The organism is Arthrobacter sp. R3-55, assembly GCF_054161505.1.
Map to the genome: position 1 here is coordinate 3,076,750 of NZ_CP096423.1, position 15,241 is coordinate 3,091,990.

At 63.3% G+C, this 15,241-nt stretch carries 16 protein-coding genes; 2 read left to right on the forward strand and 14 right to left on the reverse strand.

The window, feature by feature from the left end; translation table 11 throughout:
* Position 1: 1 nt before the first annotated feature.
* The 8 genes from M1D51_RS14225 to truB form a co-directional block, all read right to left on the reverse strand.
* Positions 2-463, reverse strand: coding sequence for a DUF1579 domain-containing protein (locus M1D51_RS14225; RefSeq protein ID WP_458106946.1), 462 nt, complete (start codon positions 461-463; stop codon positions 2-4).
* Positions 464-541: 78 nt separating this feature from the next.
* A complete protein-coding gene (locus M1D51_RS14230) occupies positions 542-1,885 on the reverse strand; it encodes a M16 family metallopeptidase (RefSeq protein ID WP_458106947.1) in 1,344 nt (447 codons plus the stop codon).
* Between the two features lie 89 nt (positions 1,886-1,974).
* Positions 1,975-4,227, reverse strand: coding sequence for a polyribonucleotide nucleotidyltransferase (locus tag M1D51_RS14235; protein WP_011774282.1), 2,253 nt, complete (start codon positions 4,225-4,227; stop codon positions 1,975-1,977).
* A 238-nt stretch (positions 4,228-4,465) separates the two neighbouring features.
* A complete protein-coding gene (rpsO, locus tag M1D51_RS14240) occupies positions 4,466-4,735 on the reverse strand; it encodes a 30S ribosomal protein S15 (RefSeq protein ID WP_089594382.1) in 270 nt (89 codons plus the stop codon).
* Positions 4,736-4,894: 159 nt separating this feature from the next.
* Positions 4,895-5,878 carry a bifunctional riboflavin kinase/FAD synthetase gene (locus M1D51_RS14245; protein ID WP_458106948.1) on the reverse strand — a complete coding sequence of 328 codons (984 nt, stop codon included), beginning with the start codon at positions 5,876-5,878 and terminating at the stop codon, positions 4,895-4,897.
* An 88-nt stretch (positions 5,879-5,966) separates the two neighbouring features.
* Positions 5,967-6,413 (reverse strand): hypothetical protein, encoded by a 447-nt coding sequence (locus M1D51_RS14250; RefSeq protein WP_458106949.1) that lies wholly within the window; start codon positions 6,411-6,413, stop codon positions 5,967-5,969.
* A gap of 2 nt (positions 6,414-6,415) precedes the next feature.
* Positions 6,416-6,769, reverse strand: coding sequence for a hypothetical protein (locus M1D51_RS14255; protein WP_458106950.1), 354 nt, complete (start codon positions 6,767-6,769; stop codon positions 6,416-6,418).
* A 2-nt stretch (positions 6,770-6,771) separates the two neighbouring features.
* Positions 6,772-7,701 carry a tRNA pseudouridine(55) synthase TruB gene (gene truB / locus M1D51_RS14260; protein WP_458106951.1) on the reverse strand — a complete coding sequence of 310 codons (930 nt, stop codon included), beginning with the start codon at positions 7,699-7,701 and terminating at the stop codon, positions 6,772-6,774.
* A 34-nt stretch (positions 7,702-7,735) separates the two neighbouring features.
* On the opposite strand from truB, the gene M1D51_RS14265 reads away from it, so the two are divergent.
* Positions 7,736-8,890: a pyridoxal phosphate-dependent aminotransferase gene (locus M1D51_RS14265; RefSeq protein WP_458106952.1), complete on the forward strand. Its 1,155-nt coding sequence runs from the start codon at positions 7,736-7,738 to the stop codon at positions 8,888-8,890.
* Between the two features lie 27 nt (positions 8,891-8,917).
* Here the strand turns inward: M1D51_RS14265 and M1D51_RS14270 are convergent, their stop codons facing one another.
* From M1D51_RS14270 to M1D51_RS14285, 4 genes are all read right to left on the reverse strand, one after another.
* Positions 8,918-9,400: a nucleoside deaminase gene (locus M1D51_RS14270; protein WP_458106953.1), complete on the reverse strand. Its 483-nt coding sequence runs from the start codon at positions 9,398-9,400 to the stop codon at positions 8,918-8,920.
* 85 nt (positions 9,401-9,485) lie between these two features.
* Positions 9,486-9,989 carry a 30S ribosome-binding factor RbfA gene (rbfA, locus tag M1D51_RS14275; protein ID WP_026547314.1) on the reverse strand — a complete coding sequence of 168 codons (504 nt, stop codon included), beginning with the start codon at positions 9,987-9,989 and terminating at the stop codon, positions 9,486-9,488.
* Between the two features lie 77 nt (positions 9,990-10,066).
* A complete protein-coding gene (gene infB / locus M1D51_RS14280) occupies positions 10,067-12,928 on the reverse strand; it encodes a translation initiation factor IF-2 (protein ID WP_458106954.1) in 2,862 nt (953 codons plus the stop codon).
* 152 nt (positions 12,929-13,080) lie between these two features.
* Positions 13,081-13,335: a YlxR family protein gene (locus tag M1D51_RS14285; protein ID WP_458109593.1), complete on the reverse strand. Its 255-nt coding sequence runs from the start codon at positions 13,333-13,335 to the stop codon at positions 13,081-13,083.
* Here M1D51_RS14285 and M1D51_RS14290 point away from each other — a divergent pair.
* Positions 13,255-13,518: a hypothetical protein gene (locus M1D51_RS14290; RefSeq protein ID WP_309138360.1), complete on the forward strand. Its 264-nt coding sequence runs from the start codon at positions 13,255-13,257 to the stop codon at positions 13,516-13,518. The two genes, M1D51_RS14285 and M1D51_RS14290, sit on opposite strands and share 81 nt — an antisense overlap.
* 101 nt (positions 13,519-13,619) lie before the next feature.
* Here M1D51_RS14290 and nusA read toward each other — a convergent pair whose 3' ends face one another.
* The gene (nusA, locus tag M1D51_RS14295; protein ID WP_172323676.1) at positions 13,620-14,600 is read right to left on the reverse strand and encodes a transcription termination factor NusA; all 981 of its coding nucleotides are present in this window, start codon (positions 14,598-14,600) and stop codon (positions 13,620-13,622) included.
* Entirely contained in the window at positions 14,600-15,211 is a 612-nt protein-coding gene (gene rimP / locus M1D51_RS14300) for a ribosome maturation factor RimP (protein ID WP_172323677.1), read from the reverse strand. The genes nusA and rimP overlap by 1 nt, the downstream gene beginning before the upstream one ends.
* Positions 15,212-15,241 lie beyond the last annotated feature (30 nt).

Here is a 15,241-nt window from a genome sequence, read left to right on the forward strand (position 1 = left end):
CTCATGCTCTCCTAAAGACACTCCTCAATAGCGGGCTGAAGCCTGGTGTCCCTTCCAGCCGTAGATCGGCCGTGTGCACCAGGACGCCGTCCTCAACGCGGAAAGTGTGCCTGGCCACGCCGTCGGCGGTCCTCCGGTCCAGGGTCAGGATCCCTTCGTGCCAGGCCCCCCGGACGGGGCTGGCGGGCGACCTCCCCAGACTGTCCACGTAGTACCAGAGGGTGTCGCCGTGGTCCCGGTCAACGGTAAACATGCCATGCCCTTCAAAGTGCGTGCCGTCCGGTTCCCTGTGCCGGTAGCTCTGGACGACTGCATACCCGCCGGCGGCTTTGGTGAAAACCACCTCCGCTTCCACGGTCCGGGCACTCCCCCACGGCGAGGCTGCAACTTCGGAGATGCCGCGCCAGTGACCGATGAAGTCGTGCAGCATCTCCGCAGCTTGGCCGCTTGAGGGCTGGTTCATCGCCTCTCCTACGTAGTCAGGGCAGCATCATCACTGTGTGATCATGCTGCCCTGCTGACAGTGCGTGAGTCCAGAGATTCAGAGGCCGAAGGTCTCGGTTTCCTCGAAAGGACCTACCACCGTGATGGTCCGGGGCGCCGCTGCGAGTTCGCGGGCGAGTTCCTGGACTTCCTCCACAGTGACAGCCTGGATTCGGGCCAGGGTTTCGTCAATATCCTGGAATTCTCCGGAGACCAGCTCTGCCCGGCCCAACCGGGACATCCGTGATCCCGTATCTTCAAGCGCAAGGACGATTCCGCCACTGAGCTGCCCTACGGCCTTGCGGAGTTCTTCCTCGGTGATGCCCTCCTTGGCAAGTTTCTCCAACTCCACACCCAGGAGGTCCAGCACTTGGCGGACCTTGGACGGCGTGCAACCCGCGTACATGCCAAAGTAGCCGGCGTCGGCATAGGCGGCGGTGAAGGAATAGGTGGAGTACACCAGGCCGCGCTTCTCACGGATTTCCTGGAACAACCTGGAAGACATGCCGCCACCAAGGACGGCGTTAAGCACGCTCATGACGAACCGGCGGTCATCGGTAGCCACGATCGTGGGGCAGCCCATGATGATGTTGGCTTGCTCCACGGGACGTTTGACCACGTGGAGGCCCGAGGTTCCGCTGATGACAGCGCGTTCGGTTCCCCTGCGGTTCACCGGGGCAGCTTGGGGATCGAGTTTCCAGCCAGCAGCCGTCAGGGCGTCAAGGACGAGGTCGCATACGACGTCGTGGTCAAGGCCGCCGGCAGCAGTGATGACCAACTCTTCCGGGCGGTAGTAGCGCTGGTAGTGCGCCCACACTGAGTCCCGGGCTACGGCCTTGATGGCCTCGGGCGTTCCACCGATCGGACGGGCCAGGGGGTGGTCGCCGAGGACGGCCTCAACGAATTTCTCGTGCGCAACGTCTGTGGGGTCGTCGCTGTCCATGGCGATTTCCTCAAGGATGACATCGCGTTCCTGCTCCAATTCAGCAGGATCCAGGACCGCCCCGGTGATCATATCTGCAATGACGAGGATGGCCATGGGAAGGTCTGTGTCCAGTACCCGCGCGAAGTAGCACGTGCTTTCCTTCGCAGTTGCGGCGTTTGATTCGCCACCTACCTCGTCAAAAGCCGATGCGATCTCCAAGGCAGTGCGGCGTTTGGTGCCTTTAAACAGCAAGTGCTCCAGGAAGTGTGTGGAACCATGCTGGCCGTCCGCTTCATCGCGTGAACCCACTGCCACCCAGAAGCCTATGGTCGCCGAGCGCTGGCCGGGCATTGCCTCGGTCAGGACGCGCACTCCGCCGGGAAGGACCGAGCGCCGGACGACGGAACCGCCCTCGGCACCATGGATCAATTCGCCACCGGGAAGGGTCTGCTCCAGCGGCAGGGGTACGACAGTCATCAAGGCCTTTCAGGTTTTCGGGTTAAGGCCGGAAGGGCCGGTGGAGCTTTTTCAAGCCCACCGGCCCCGCCGGGTGTACTGCTTAGAGACTACTCTGCGGACTCTTCAGCGGCCTCGGCCGGAGCGTCCTCGGAAGCCGCGCCCTCTTCCTCGGCAACAACCGGGGAGAGGGAAAGCTTGCCGCGGTCATCGATCTTGGTGATCTCGACCTGGACCTTCTGGCCTACGGAGACGACGTCATCAACGTTGTCCACGCGCTTGCCGTTGGCCAGCTTGCGGAGCTCGGAGATGTGCAGCAGGCCGTCCTTGCCCGGGGTGAGGGAAACGAAAGCGCCGAAGGTGGTGGTCTTGACGACCGTACCCAGGTAACGCTCACCGATTTCCGGTACCTGCGGGTTGGCGATGGCGTTGATGGCAGAACGTGCCGCATCAGCAGACGGACCGTTGGTGGCGCCGATGTAGACCGTGCCGTCATCTTCGATGGAGATGTCCGCGCCCGTGTCTTCCTGGATCTGGTTGATCATCTTGCCCTTGGGGCCGATGACCTCGCCGATCTTGTCTACGGGGATCTTGACCGCGATGACGCGCGGAGCGAACTCGGAAAGCTCGTCCGGGGTGTCGATCGCAGCGTTGATGACCTCGAGGATGTGGAGGCGGGCTTCGCGGGCCTGCTTCAGCGCTGCTGCCAGCACGGAAGCGGGGATGCCGTCGAGCTTGGTGTCCAGCTGGATGGCCGTGACGAACTCGGACGTACCGGCAACCTTGAAGTCCATGTCGCCGAAAGCGTCTTCGGCGCCGAGGATGTCGGTCAGCGCTGCGTAGCGGGTCTGGCCGTCAACCTGGTCGGAAACCAGGCCCATGGCGATACCGGCAACTGCTGCCTTCAACGGCACACCGGCGTTGAGCATGGAAAGCGTCGAAGCACAGACCGAGCCCATGGACGTCGAACCGTTGGAACCGAGGGCCTCGGATACCTGGCGGATGGCGTACGGGAATTCCTCGCGGGTCGGCAGAACCGGAACCAAGGCGCGCTCTGCAAGGGCACCGTGGCCGATTTCGCGGCGCTTCGGGGAACCGACGCGTCCGGTCTCACCGGTGGAGTACGGCGGGAAGTTGTAGTTGTGCATGTAGCGCTTGCGCGTTACCGGCGACAACGAGTCGATCTGCTGCTCCATCTTGAGCATGTTCAGCGTGGTGACACCCATGATCTGGGTTTCGCCGCGCTCGAAGATCGCGGAACCGTGAACGCGGGGCAGGACCTCAACCTCGGCGGTCAGCTGGCGGATATCCGTCAGGCCACGGCCGTCAATGCGGACCTGGTCCTTGAGGATGCGCTGGCGCACAACGTGCTTGGTGACCGAGCGGAATGCTGCGGACAGCTCCTTCTCGCGGCCTTCGAACTGTCCGGCAAGTGCACCAAGGACCTCGTCCTTGAGCTCGTCGGAAGCGTTGTCGCGGTCCTGCTTGTCAGCAATCTGGAAGACAGCAGCCAACTTGTCAGCGGCAGCAGCTTCAACAGCGGCGTAGACGTCGTCCTGGTAGTCCAGGAAGACCGGGAACTCAACCGTGGGCTTGGCAGCGCGGGCTGCCAGGTCTGCCTGTGCTTCGCAGAGTGCCTTGATGAACGGCTTGGCAGCCTCGAGGCCTTCGGAAACAACCTCTTCGGTAGGAGCGGTTGCGCCCTGTTCCTTGATGAGGTTCCAGGAGTTGTCCGTAGCTTCGGCTTCGACCATCATGATGGCGACGTCGTCACCGGCGATGCGGCCGGCAACAACCATGTTGAACACAGCGTTCTCCAGCTGGGAGTGCTTCGGGAAAGCAACCCACTGTGAACCCTGTTCGTCGGCGATGAGGGCAACGCGGACGCCGCCGATCGGGCCGGAGAACGGGAGGCCGGAAAGCTGGGTGGACATCGAGGAAGCGTTGATGGCGACGACGTCGTAGAGCTCATCCGGGTTGATGGCCAGAACGGTAACCACGATCTGGACCTCGTTGCGCAAGCCCTTGACGAAGGCAGGGCGCAGCGGGCGGTCCATCAGGCGGCAAGCGAGGATGGCTTCGGTGGACGGGCGGCCTTCGCGGCGGAAGAACGAACCCGGGATGCGGCCGGCGGCGTACATACGCTCTTCAACATCAACCGTCAGCGGGAAGAAGTCGAAACCTTCGCGCGGCTGCTTGCCTGCGGTGGTTGCCGAAAGCAGGGCGGTGTCTTCGTCGATGTAGACCATCGAAGCGCCGGCTGCCTGCTTGGCAAGGCGGCCGGTTTCGAAGCGAATGACGCGCTTGCCGAAACGGCCGTTGTCGATAATGGCTTCGGAGAACTGGATTTCGGGACCCTCCATAGAGAGTCACCTCCGTTTCTGTTAGCGGAAGTCCGCCGCATCAACCCAGGCCTCTTCTTTTTTCCTGGCCTGTACGACACCCGGTCATCGATCGAGATCCACGGGCCAACCGTCATCGATTGTTCCCGGGAATCACTACCGAGGACCGCGAATGCGCGATGCGGTTGATTCCTGTTTTTAGTTGTTGGTGAAGAAGGCGGCCCGTTCCTTGAGGGACCGGGCCGCCCCTAAAGTCAGACTAGCGACGCAGGCCGAGGCGCTCGATGAGCGCACGGTAGCGGGCGATGTCGGTGTTCTTCAGGTAGGAAAGCATGCGCTTGCGACGACCAACCATGGCCAGCAGACCGCGCTGGGTGTGGAAGTCGTGCTTGTGCTCCTTCATGTGCTCAGTCAGATCCTTGATCCGCTGGGTCAGGACTGCAACCTGCACCTCGGGCGAACCGGTGTCGCCTTCAGAGGTTGCGTATTCCTTGATGATGGACTGCTTTACAGCGGCTTCAAGTGCCACGTGAACTCCTAGAGTTGTGCCGTGCCTCCCGGTGCAGCGCCTCGCTGACGGGTTGCCTTTGGTGCGTCGCCGCACACAAAAACAGGTCCAGCCGCCACGGACTGCAGCCGGATCCACTCATCAGTTTACCGGCAGGCCGGCAGTGTTGTCGAAATGCGCCTAGCTCCGGCTCAGGAGCTCGTGCGCCTGGGCTACGTCCAGGCACATTTGCTCGACCAAAGCTTCAGGTCCCCGGTACGCCACCATGCCCCGCAAACGCTGCGTAAATTCGACCGCCACCGTCTGGCCGTAGAGGTCGAAGTCCTCCACGTTTTCTTCGGGGCGGTCGATGACATGGGCCTCGACCTGACGGCTGACGCCGTCGAACGTGGGGTTGGACCCTACCGAAATGGCAGCGGGCCACCGGGTCCCGGACTGGTCTATCAGCCAACCGGCATAAATTCCGTCTGCCGGGACATACCCGGTGGAATCGTGGGAAAGGTTGGCGGTGGGAAATCCCAGGTCCCGGCCGCGGGCAGCGCCATGGACCACTTCTCCGCGCATGCGGTGGGGACGGCCCAGCACTGCGGCGGCAGTCACCACGTCTCCCTCGGACAAAGCTTCCCGAACCCAGGTGGAAGAACAGCGGCGGTCGGCATCGCCGTCGTCGTGGACCGGGAAGCCGCCCGCGCCGTACTCATTGACTACCTGGACGCTGAAGCCGAGCTGGTCGCCCAGCTCCTGCATGGTCACAACATCGCCGGCGTTACCGGCGCCGAAGCGGAGGTCATGCCCTACTACGAGGTGTGCGGCGTGGAGTCCTTCGAGCAAAACCTCGCGGACAAACTCCAGCGGCGTCATTGCCGCAAGATCGAGGGTGTACTTCATCACCAGTACCGCATCCACCCCGGTATCTCCCAGCGCCTCCAGCTTGTCCTGGAGGCCCATGATGAGCTCCGGAGCAGAATCCGGCCTGTGCACCTGCGCGGGGTGGGGATCGAACGTCACCGCAACCGACGGAATGCCGTGCCGCTTTGCCGTGCCGGTCAACTGCGACAGGACGTGCTGGTGGCCACGATGGACGCCGTCAAAGTTCCCGATGGTAACGACAGTAGGTCCGAAGTCCTTGGGGACTTCGGTGGGATCGTTCCAGATGTGGACCATCAACCTCGCCTTTTACTGCAGATGTTCGTTGCGCCCGGCAACCTCCCGGCGCCGGAACATTCTAAGGTTACCCGCTAGGGTCTTTGACTCAGGACGGCCGGCGTTTATTGAGCCACAGGAGGCCCAGGATCGGCAGCACCAGCGGCACGAAGCCGTAGCCGCGGCCAAAGAGGGACCACACAGTATCGTGCGGGAAAGCGACAGGATCGAAGAGGCTGATTGCTCCAACCACCAGCACGCCAACAAGCTCCGTGAGCACAGCCGCCAACGAAACCTTGAACCACGTGCGGCCCGGCTTGGCGAGTGAGATGGTGGCCACAATATAGACGACGGCGGCGAACGCCGACAGGATGTGCGCCAACGGAGCTTCGGCAAACTTGGTGGCGATCTGGTAGCCGGCACGTGCCGTTGCGGACAGCGCGAAGACTGCATAGACCGCGATCAGCAGGCGGCCAGGACCAGTATTGCGGGTGTCCTTGTGCTGCGGATTTACCGGGTTGGTCTCGGTTCCAGTCACGTTGCGTTCTTCCTTCAAGGTCAGTACCAGATCTGGTTCATGCGGGCGCCCATGACAAGCACGGTGACACCCACTGCAGCCAACACGAAGTTGCTCCAGCGGGTTCGTTCAAGGATGGCCCAGTAAACGGCGCCCAAGGGAATCATCAGGGCGGTAGCCAGGTAGCCCCAGAACTCCCAGGCCTCACCGGCAATCTGCTCGCCCATGGCTACCCGGACGATCGAACCCACCAGATACACCAGGAGGACCAGTTCCACTGCGAGGACCGAGAAGATGGTGGGATCGTTGGGGGCTTTCTTCATCAGGCCGGCCACGAGGCACATGATGGTGGACACCAATCCGACGATCAGGATGGCGTAAAAGTATCCGTCCATTGTTATTGCGCCTGCCCTGTACCTGAACCGGTTCCCGGGGCAAAGACCAGCACCGGCTTGGCGAAGCTGCCGCTATCAGCCAGCAGCGCTACCAACTCCCCCGACGGTGCGAATGCGGCTGCAGGGTTGCCGGCCGTAGCAGCCTCAGGCGTTCCGGCACCGGGGCCGGCGGCAATTCGGCGGCCAAAGGAAATTTCCGTGGCTTCCTCAGCACTGAGTTCCCGGTTGGGCATGAGGGCCCGCGCGGCCTGGGAGATTTCCAGAATGTTCAGTTCCTCTGCCAACTCTTCCAGCGTGCGGGCTTGGTCAAGGGTGTACGGCCCAACCTGGGTCCTGCGCAACGAGGTAAGGTGGCCACCGACTCCCAGGCCATTGCCCAGGTCACGGGCCAAGGCCCTGATGTACGTCCCGGAAGAACATTCCACGGTGACATCGACGTCAACTACCCTGCCGCCGTCGACTCTTTGTATGGAGTGGACGTCGAAGCGGTGGATGGTGACGGGGCGGGCAGCGAGCTTGACTTCCTCGCCGGAGCGCACACGGGCATAGGAGCGTTCACCGTTGACCTTGATGGCACTGACGCTGCTGGGAACCTGCTGGATGGGCCCTGTCAGCTCGGCCACCCCGGCGGCGATGGCGTCGTCGGTGACCTCCGACGCACTGCGGGTTTCGGTGACCTCGCCCTCGGCGTCGTCGGTGATGGTGGTTTCGCCGAGCCTGATGGTGGCGGTGTAGGTCTTGGAGGTGCCCACAATGTAGGTCAACAGGCGCGTTGCCTTGTTGATGCCAAGAACCAGCACGCCGGTAGCCATGGGATCCAGCGTTCCGGCGTGCCCCACTTTCCGGGTACCAGCCAGCCGCCGCATCCGGCCAACCACATCATGGCTGGTCCATCCCTGCGGTTTGTCAACGATTACCAGTCCAGAAAGCACGCTTACCAGTATATGGGTGGCTAGGATGGCTCCCATGCCTGAGCTTGCCCCGCACGTCCGCGACGTCCCCGTGAACCAGATCCGCGAGATCACCGAAGCCGCTTGGTCCACCCCCGGGGCGATCGTCCTGAGTATCGGAGAACCGGGCTTTGCACTCCCCCGGCACGTCCTAGACGCAGGGATTGCCTGCCTGGACCGGGATGAGACCAATTACACACCGAACGCAGGGATTCCCGCGCTCCGCGAAGCCTTCGCAGCCCGTTTCCGGGCGCAGCAGGGCGTGCAGATCGGTGCGGAGCGGGTCTATGTGGTGGACGGTGCGCAGCAGGGCCTGCACTTCGCCATGAGCCTCCTGCTTGCGCCCGGGGACGAAATCCTCATCCCCAATCCGGGCTACCCCACGTTCGCCATGACCAGCCGCCTCCTGCACGCTGTACCTGTGCAGTATCCCTTGTACCCGCAGAATGACTTCCAGCCGCATATCGAGGACATTGAGGCACTCATCACGCCACGGACGCGGGTGATCATGCTGAACTCTCCCTCCAATCCCTTGGGAGCCGTATTCAGCGCCGAATCCACGCGCCAACTGGTGGAGCTGGCCGTCCGGCATGACCTCTGGATCATCTCGGACGAGTGCTATGAAGCCTTTACCTTCGATGTTCCGCATGTCAGTCCCGCCCGCTTCGATAGCGACGTCCCCGGGGAAGCGCGGGTCTTCACTTCCCTGACGCTGTCCAAGACCTACGGCCTGACGGGCCTACGGATTGGGGCGTTGGTCTGCCCGCCAGGGTTGGAGCAGAAAATGAACAACGTGATGGAGTCGATCGTCTCCTGCGTGGCATCTCCCTCCCAGTACGCGGCCCTCGCTGCCCTCACGGGACCACAGGACTATGTTTCCCGGGCGCATGACCATTACCGCAGCAATCGTGATGCAGCCTCGGCTGTACTGTCCGGGAAGGGAATTCCTTTTTTGGGAGCACAGGGGGCGTTCTATTTGTGGGCGGATGTTTCACACGTCAGTGGCGGCGACGTCAGGACCTGGGTGCGTGCCTTCCTGGCGGATTCGGGCGTGTCGTTCGCACCGGGAACAGCGTTCGGCTCCATTGGTGAAGGATGGATCAGGATCGCCCTCTGCGGAGGGCAACAGGACCTGCTCGACGGCGTTGGACGGCTCCCGGCCAGGGTTTAGTTTCCGGGGTCCTCAGAACGCAAGGGCTCAGTACGCTGTTCGGCGGGAGTGGTTCAGCCAGGCGGTGAACGGGTCATCTGACGCGGGCAGCTCAGCATGCTCCACCGGAAGCAGCTCAGGCCTGGCACCGGCAAAATACTCATAGAACACAGCGTCATCGAAACCCGCCCGGGCGGCACCATGCCTGTCCGCCGCGAAGTAGACGTGGCCGATCCGGGCCCAGAGAGTGGCTGATAAACACAAGGGACAGGGTTCGCAGCTGGCGTACAGGACTGAGCCCGTGAGGTCGAACTTTTGGGTCGCGGAAGCGGCCCGGCGGATTGCCACGACTTCTGCGTGGGCCGTGGGGTCATGGTCACGGGTGACCCGGTTCACTCCCTCGTGGACGGTGCCGTCCGGGGTGACCACAACGGCGCCGAACGGACCGCCGCCGTCGGAGACGTTTTCCACTGCCAGGCGGATGGCCCGGTTCAGGTATTCATCACGTTGCTGAGCATTGTGCGCCGACATGGTCTGATCCTAACGAGTTTGAGTACAGCTAATGCCCCTAAAACGCAGTCTTAGGGGCATTAGCTGTACAAAAACGCTGAGGGTTTTAGCGGTTGGCGTCTTCGTCGAGTTCTTTGTCGCCGGAGAGGTCGGTGTCCTCTTCGTCGAAGTCGTCCTCGTCGATGTCCTCCGGGGCGTCGCCCTTGTAGGGATCGGCCTCACCGGCGTGCTTGGCGCTGGCAGCCAAAGCGGCTACCTCGGCGTCGCGACGCTTTGCTTCGCGGAGCAACTCCTCAAGGTTCGAGGCGTTAACCGGAATCTGGTCCGCCACAAACTCAAGCGTCGGAGTCAGCCGGACGGTGATGTTCCGGCCGACTTCCTGCCGCAGCACACCCTTTGCCTTCTCCAAGGCACGGGCAGCATCAGCATGGGCTACCTCGTCACCGAAGACGGTGTAGTAGATGGTGGCGTGCTGAAGGTCGTTGGTGACGCGGGCGTCGGTGACCGTGATGGTCTCGACGCGCGGATCCTTGACCCGACGACCGAGGGCCTCAGCGACGACGACCTTAATCCGCTGTGCCAGCTTGGCAGCGCGTGCGGGATCAGCCATGACTTCCTCCTGGAAAGTAGAAACGGGGACGGAACGGGTCCGCCGGGGCTACCCGACGGACCCGTCCCAAACGGAACCTAGACGCGCGGCTTTTCGCGCATTTCGAAGGTCTCGATGATGTCACCTTCAGTGATGTCGTTGAAGGAGCCAAGACCGATACCACACTCGAAGTCGGTACGGACTTCGGTGGCGTCATCCTTGAAGCGCTTGAGCGTCTCAACGGTGAGGTTGTCACCGATGACCTTGCCGTCGCGGCTGACACGTGCCTTGGTGTTACGGCGGATGATGCCCGTGCGGACGATCGAGCCTGCGATGTTGCCGAACTTGGAGGAACGGAAGACTTCGCGGACCTCGGCAGTGCCGAGCTGGACTTCTTCGTACTCCGGCTTGAGCATGCCCTTGAGAGCCATCTCAATGTCATCGATTGCTGCGTAGATGACCGAGTAGAAGCGCATGTCCACGCCTTCACGGTCAGCAAGTTCAGCAACGCGCTCGGCCGGCTTGACGTTGAAGCCGATGATGATGGCGTTGTCCACCGTGGCGAGGTTGACGTCGTTCTGCGTGATGGCACCCACACCGCGGTGGATGACACGGAGCTGAACGTCGTCGTCTCCGACGTCGATCTTGAGCAAGGCGTCTTCGAGGGCTTCAACGGCACCGGATACGTCACCCTTGAGGATGAGGTTAAGGGTGTCGATCTTGCCTTCGGCAACGGCCTGGTCGAAGTCTTCCAGGCTGATGCGCTTGCGACGCTTGGCCAGTGCGGCGTTGCGGTCGGCAGCTTCACGCTTCTCAGCGATCTGGCGGGCCGTACGCTCGTCCGGGGTCACCAGGAAGGTGTCACCTGCACGCGGCACGTTGGACAGGCCGAGGACCTGGACCGGACGGGACGGCAGCGCGACATCGAGTGCCTCGCCGTTCTCGTCGAACATGGCGCGGACGCGGCCGTGAGCCGTACCGGCCACGATCGTGTCGCCCACTGCCAGGGTTCCGGACTGGACCAGGACGGTAGCAACAGCACCGCGACCCTTGTCCAGGTTCGCTTCGATGGCAATGCCTCGAGCGTCCTTGTCCGGGTTGGCGCGCAGATCCAGCGCGGCATCGGCCGTCAGCAGGACAGCGTCGATCAGTTCGTCGATGTTGAGGTTCTGGCGTGCAGAGACCTCAACGAACATGGTGTCGCCACCGTATTCTTCCGGAACCAGTCCGTACTCGGTCAGCTGGCCCTTGACCTTGTCAGGGTTGGCGCCTTCCTTGTCGATCTTGTTCACTGCGACGACGATCGGCACGTTTGCCGCCTGGGCGTGGTTGAGTGCTTCAACCGTCTGCGGCATCACGCCGTCATCGGCTGCGACAACCAGGATCGCGATATCGGTGACCTTGGCACCACGTGCACGCATGGCCGTGAAGGCCTCGTGACCGGGGGTGTCAATGAAGGTGATGTCGCGGGCCGTGCCCTCGTGGACGTGGCTGATCTGGTATGCACCGATGTGCTGGGTGATACCACCGTGCTCGCCGGCCACAACATTGGAGTTGCGGATGGCATCGAGCAGGCGGGTCTTACCGTGGTCGACGTGACCCATGACGGTGACAACCGGTGCGCGGGCCTCAAGGACGTCGTCGCCTTCGGCGTCGAGTTCGTCCTGGATGTTGATGTCGAACTGGTCCAGCAGCTCGCGCTCTTCATCCTCGGGGGAAACAACCTGGAGCTTATAGCCGAGTTCGGCGCCAAGCAGGCCAAAGGTGTCCTCATCCAAGGACTGAGTAGCCGTTGCCATTTCACCAAGGTGGAACAGCACGGTCACCAGCGAAGCCGGGTTCGCATCGATCTTCTCAGCGAAGTCCGTGATGGACGAGCCACGACGCAGGCGGATGATGGTCTCGCCATCACCGCGGGGTACTGATACGCCGCCCAGCGACGGAGCACTCATCTGCTCCAGTTCCTGGCGCTTTGCACGCTTCGACTTGCGCTGCTTGCCACGACCGGCGCCGCCCTTGCCGAAGGCACCCTGGGTGCCACCGCGACCGCGGCCACCCTTGCCGAAGCCACCGCCGGCGGGGGCTCCGCCACCGGTACCTGCACCAGGTGCGCCACCGGGACGACCGGGTCCGCCACCGGGACGGCCTGCGCCACCCGGACGGCCTGCGCCACCGGGAGCCGGACGCTCAGTGCGGTTGGGCATCATGCCCGGAGTAGGACGGTTTCCGGCACCGGGACCACCGGCGGGACGCGGTGCGCCCGGACGGGGTGCGCCGGGACGCGGTGCGCCCGGACGGGGACCACCGGTACCAGCTGCGGGACGGGGTCCGCCTGCGCCGGCCGCGGGACGCGGACCACCGGGACGTTCGCCGTCATTGCGGCGTTCGCCCCGGGGCATGCCCTGGGACGGTGCAAACGGGTTGTTGCCCGGACGCGGCGGACGATCTCCGTCGCCACCACGGCCGCGGGGCATGCCCTGGGACGTAGCAAACGGGTTGTTGCCGGGACGGGGACCGCCGGGACGCGGAGCCTGGCCGCCCTGACGTGCCGGAGCCGGGGTCTCCGCCTTAGGGGCAGGACGGGCGCCGGGCTTGGCCGAAACCGGGGTGGAGGCGGCGGGAGCAGCAGGTGCTGCCGGAGCCGGAGCTGCCGGAGCCTGGGCTGCCGGAGCAGGAGCCGCTGGAGCCGGGGCTGCAGGTGCCGGGGCCTTCGGTGCTGCAGGACCCGGAGCCGGAGCTGCCGGACGGGATGCTGCGGGTGCTTTGGGGGCTGCAGCGGGAGCGGCGGCCTTGGCAGCGCCGGCACCCGGGTAGGCGTCGCGAAGTTTCTTCACGACGGGGGCCTCGATTGTTGACGAGGCGGAGCGAACGAATTCGCCCAATTCCTGCAGTTTGGTTACTGCATCTTTGGAAGTAATACCGAGCTCTTTGGCGAGCTCATGTACGCGGACCTTGGCCACATTTCTCCTGTCTCGGTCCGCACCGAGCCAGGCACGAACCGTCTACTTCTTACTGCGGGCCTTCGCCGCTTGCGCGATTGAAAGGCCCATTGCAGAGCGCAACAAAGTTGTCATCGTTACGCACTCATCGCTGGGAACTCATCGGGTTTCCATCAGTTTTCTGACCCGCTTTCAGGTTTGGACGGTTTTCCTGTGGCAGCCGGGGCCTCCACAAGTGGCGTGCCCCGCATCAGGTAACGTTCGACGGCGCCCGTTTCGGCAGCGCCCGCAAGGGCCCTTCCGAAAGCGCGCCGCTTGATCGCCAATGCCAGGCACTTTTCGCTGGGGTGCAGCCACGCACCCCTGCCGGCCATCCGGCGTCGTTCATCCACCAGGACCGCGGACGAACCGCTGCCTTGGGCGACCAGCCGGACAAGCTCGGACCGGGAGCCTTGCTTCCGGCATCCGATGCACGTGCGAACAGGCCCATGGCCGTGTTCAAGCAGTTCAGCCACGACGTGTCCAACCTGCCTTACGCTACTGGCACCCGACGGGCCCCGGTCCTGCGCATGCAGCTGAGGCACGCCAAAGCGCGCGGATACCGGACGTAAGCCCGGTTCCATCTATTCTAGCCCCCCGGCCCCGGTCTCCCGAAACCAAGGACGCCGCCAGCGCGGCGTGGAACCGGCGGCATCAGCCGCCGGTTGGACCGCTAGTCGACTTTTGCCGGAGCGGCGTCGGAAACGATATCGATCCGCCAGCCGGTCAGCTTTGCGGCGAGGCGGGCATTCTGGCCTTCCTTGCCGATAGCCAGGGAAAGCTGGTAATCGGGAACCACCACGCGGGCAGAGCGGGTTGCCTCATCGGTGATGGTGACCGAATTCACCCGGGACGGCGACAACGAGTTGGCAATGAAGGTTGCGGGGTCATCACTGAAATCGACGATGTCGATTTTTTCGTCGTTCAATTCAGTCATGACAGCCCGGACGCGCGAACCCATTTCACCGATGCAGGCACCCTTGGCGTTAATGCCGGGAGTGTTGGCCTTGACCGCGATCTTGGTACGGTGCCCGGCTTCGCGGGCAAGCGCGACGATCTCCACCGAGTGATCGGCGATTTCCGGAACTTCCATTTCGAACAGCTTGCGGACCAGTCCGGGGTGGGAACGGGACAGCGTGATGGACGGGCCCTTGGCACCGCGGTGGACGTCCACTACGAAAGCGCGCAGTCGGCTTCCGTGGAGGTACTTCTCGCCGGGAACCTGCTCGGGCGGCGGCAGCAGTGCCTCAACAGACCCCAGGTTGACCTGGATCATGTGCGGGTTGTTGCCCTGCTGGATCATGCCGGCCACGAGTTCGCCTTCACGGCCCTTGAATTCGCCCAGCACATTGTCATCCTCTACGTCGCGAAGACGCTGCAGGATGATCTGGCGCGCCGTGCTGGCAGCGATGCGGCCGAATCCGGCCGGGGTGTCCTCAAACTCGCCGATGGGCTCGCCGTCGTCGTCGATCTCGGTGGCCCAGATGGTCACGTGGCCGCTCTTGCGGTCCAACTCCGCGCGGGCCTTTTCGAAGGCGCCGGGCGTCTTGTGGTACGCCACCAGCAGTGCTTGCTCGATGGTGGGAATCAGGAGATCCAGCGGGATTTCACGCTCACGCTCCAGGAGTCTCAGTGCGCTCATGTCAATATCCATTAGGCCTCCTCAGAAGGTCCGTTGTGCTCGTCTTCCAGCGCAGCCTCGTGGAGGTGGCTGAATTCAATCTCGACTTTTCCTTGGCGGATCCTGTCGAAAGGAATAGTGATGGGGTCGCCCTGCTTGGGCTTCATGCCCTTCTTGACCTCGTGCTCAGGGATGAGCGTCACGCCGTCATCCTGCACCGAGGCGATGCGGCCCAGGAGGTTCTCACCCTGGATCACGTTGACCCGGACCATGCGGCCCCGGGCCCGGTGCCAGTGCCGCGGCTCAGTCAAGGGGCGGCTGACGCCCGGCGAAGAAACCTCGAGGTCATACGGGCGTCCGTCGTCATGGGGATCGTTGTCCAGGATATCTGAGAGCCCACGCGAGACTTCAGCGATGGCGTCAAGGCTGACACCGCCGGTTTCTTCCTGCGGCAGGTCCACGACGACGTGGACCGTGCGGTGTGAACCGGCAACGTGGATGGAAACATCCTCGAGGTAGAGCCTGCTGGCAAGGACAGCCGGTTCAAGCAGCGCCTTAAGCCTGCTCTCTTCCGGGTTGTGGATGGTGGCCGTTGAGTTGGATTCAGAACGGTGTGTTGAAGTCGTGGCTTCCGAGTCACTCACGTTGCCCGCCGCCTCCCGATAGATGTTGTT

What these genes read in the sequence shown, in the direction of transcription:
- M1D51_RS14255 (WP_458106950.1), bottom strand. Translation starts at nt 6,769, where the DNA reads ATGGACGGATACTTTTACGCCATCCTGATCGTCGGATTGGTGTCCACC.
- M1D51_RS14230 (WP_458106947.1), bottom strand. Translation starts at nt 1,885, where the DNA reads ATGACTGTCGTACCCCTGCCGCTGGAGCAGACCCTTCCCGGTGGCGAA.
- M1D51_RS14265 (WP_458106952.1), top strand. Translation starts at nt 7,736, where the DNA reads ATGCCTGAGCTTGCCCCGCACGTCCGCGACGTCCCCGTGAACCAGATC.
- M1D51_RS14245 (WP_458106948.1), bottom strand. Translation starts at nt 5,878, where the DNA reads ATGGTCCACATCTGGAACGATCCCACCGAAGTCCCCAAGGACTTCGGA.
- M1D51_RS14270 (WP_458106953.1), bottom strand. Translation starts at nt 9,400, where the DNA reads ATGTCGGCGCACAATGCTCAGCAACGTGATGAATACCTGAACCGGGCC.
- rbfA (WP_026547314.1), bottom strand. Translation starts at nt 9,989, where the DNA reads ATGGCTGATCCCGCACGCGCTGCCAAGCTGGCACAGCGGATTAAGGTC.
- M1D51_RS14235 (WP_011774282.1), bottom strand. Translation starts at nt 4,227, where the DNA reads ATGGAGGGTCCCGAAATCCAGTTCTCCGAAGCCATTATCGACAACGGC.
- M1D51_RS14225 (WP_458106946.1), bottom strand. Translation starts at nt 463, where the DNA reads ATGAACCAGCCCTCAAGCGGCCAAGCTGCGGAGATGCTGCACGACTTC.
- nusA (WP_172323676.1), bottom strand. Translation starts at nt 14,600, where the DNA reads ATGGATATTGACATGAGCGCACTGAGACTCCTGGAGCGTGAGCGTGAA.